Annotated in this window: 2 protein-coding genes and 1 pseudogene; all 3 read right to left on the bottom strand. The window is 39.6% G+C overall.

The window, feature by feature from the left end; genetic code table 11:
- Positions 1-125: 125 nt before the first annotated feature.
- On the bottom strand, positions 126-599 hold the full coding sequence (locus GMD6S_RS09110) for a hypothetical protein (protein WP_001049305.1): 474 nt from the start codon (positions 597-599) through the stop codon (positions 126-128).
- A gap of 120 nt (positions 600-719) precedes the next feature.
- Positions 720-1,256 carry a transcription termination/antitermination protein NusG gene (gene nusG / locus GMD6S_RS09105; RefSeq protein WP_000376732.1) on the bottom strand — a complete coding sequence of 179 codons (537 nt, stop codon included), beginning with the start codon at positions 1,254-1,256 and terminating at the stop codon, positions 720-722.
- 58 nt (positions 1,257-1,314) lie between these two features.
- Positions 1,315-1,414, bottom strand: a pseudogene (gene secE / locus GMD6S_RS09100) (preprotein translocase subunit SecE); the annotation flags it as partial.

Genomic DNA, 1,414 nt, shown 5'->3' with positions numbered 1-1,414 from the left:
GGATTCGAACCCGTGTTACCGCCGTGAAAAGGCGGTGTCTTAACCCCTTGACCAACGGACCTTGAGCTTTTCAACTCTTTCTATTATACCTACTTTTCCGCCTTTGTCAAGGACTTTTTTCCTCTTTATCGAAATTCTGAAAAGATAAGGGAAAGTTCTCTCAGGAGAGCTTTACGTCCTCTAAAGACTTCTCCTCCCATTAGACGGTCTATTAATTCTTGTTTTTCCATACTCTGCTTTGATTTGTAATTCTTTAGAAGTTCGTGAAAGAGATAATAATCGTCCAGCCTGAGTCCTTTCTCTCCTAGACGATGGCTAATCTCACTCACCTCTTCATAGGGTTCTTTGTCAAAACGGCGCTTGTGGCTTTCCTGTTTACGGATGTAATCTAGGATACGATTTCTAAACTTTGTTTTAAAGCAGACATAAAGTCGATGGCGCTCCCCCTCTAGTAACTCTGGGTTGCAACTCACCAGCTCATACAGACATAACATGCCTTCCTGATCCCAGTCCTCTTTCTCCCACAGATGCAAATGATAATCTTTGCGACACTTATGGACGATTCCCTTACTTTCTTCATATAAGTCTTTTAGATTCATAGACCTCTCCTTTCTGCATTTAGTTTAGCAAAATGCGCGAGTCCATGGGTCTACTTCCTCTGTTTTATACTTCTTCCTCCCTCAACGGCACATAAAAAGAGAGGCAAAGCCTCTCTGGGGTTATAATTCTGCAATTTGGTTGAGATTCACTTCTGCAATCGTATCATTACCAAACATAGAGATAATCATCTTCACTTTGTTGTTATCAATTTCAGTAATTTTACCTGTGTAGTCTGCAAAAGCGCCATCAATGATGCGGACTGTCTGGCCAACTTCAACATCAATATCGAACTCTTGAACAGTTTGTCCCATTGAAACCAGAATATCACGGATTTCTTGTTCCAAAAGTGGAGTTGGTTTTGATCTGTTACCGTGTGAGCCGACGAATCCTGTTACGTTAGGTGTGTTTCGAACGACGAACCATGCTTCATCGGTCATGACCATTTCTACAAGGACATAACCTGGAAAGCGATTCTCTTCAACTTCCTTTTTCTTTCCATTTTTCTCAACTTGCACGGTTTGTGTTGGAATCTCAACACGTAGAATATTATCCAACATGTTATATGTTTGCGCACGTTGCAATAGATTTTCTTTTACCTTATTTTCATAGCCAGAATAAGTTTGTAGAACAAACCATCCCTTGTCAAAACTATCCATGATATTTCCTTTCATACATATGATAGAAGAAAGTTAGCAGAACTTCTCCACTTTTCTTCTAAAAAATGTTAATAAATCGAATCAAACCTGATACAATCAACTGGTCAAAAATGTAAATGATGACCACAAAGAAGGCTGTGTATTCCATAATAGAGCGA

It is taken from the genome of Streptococcus sp. GMD6S (genome assembly GCF_000297015.1).
Note: the sequence above shows the minus strand (reverse complement) of the source record. Positions and strands in the feature narration are given on the sequence as shown.

Coding starts and splice junctions, on each gene's coding strand:
- GMD6S_RS09110 (WP_001049305.1), bottom strand. CDS start 599: ATGAATCTAAAAGACTTATATGAAGAAAGTAAGGGAATCGTCCATAAG.
- nusG (WP_000376732.1), bottom strand. CDS start 1,256: ATGGATAGTTTTGACAAGGGATGGTTTGTTCTACAAACTTATTCTGGC.